Here is a 466-nt window from a genome sequence, read left to right as displayed (position 1 = left end):
CACAAGTCTTCAAACAGGTAAGCGTGCAGAAGAAGGTAGTGTAATAGTTACAGAAGTAGCTAATAAAGGAACTAATACTAAAGCAAACCTTGATAAAGGCGTAATTGGTGCAGCTAAAGGTAAAGATGAATTAAGTAATGCAAGTAAGTTTATAAAATCAGCAAACGATGCTATTAATTCATTAACTAATCAAATAAATCATAGTGCTGATATAGAAAGTGCTTTAGCTAGTAAGATTGAGCAATTAAGCCGTGATGCTGATAATGTTAAATCTATTTTAGAAATAATTAATGATGTAGCAGACCAGACTAACTTACTTGCATTAAATGCTGCAATTGAAGCTGCAAGAGCAGGAGAGCATGGTAGAGGATTTGCCGTAGTAGCTGATGAAGTAAGAAGTTTAGCTGAGAGAACTCAAAAAAGCCTTAGTGAAATAAATGCAACAATAAGCGTTATAGTTCAAGGT

The 466-nt window shown here is 34.1% G+C and carries 1 protein-coding gene; it reads left to right on the top strand.

Annotated elements, in window-relative coordinates:
• On the top strand, positions 1–466 hold a 466-nt coding region (locus AVBRAN12647_RS09645), incomplete at both ends, for a methyl-accepting chemotaxis protein (protein WP_336615125.1).

This window comes from Campylobacter sp. RM12647, from assembly GCF_020138135.1.
Classification (GTDB): domain Bacteria; phylum Campylobacterota; class Campylobacteria; order Campylobacterales; family Campylobacteraceae; genus Campylobacter_E.
The sequence above is the reverse complement of the archived record's forward strand: the minus strand, read 5'-3'. Positions and strand labels throughout refer to the sequence as shown.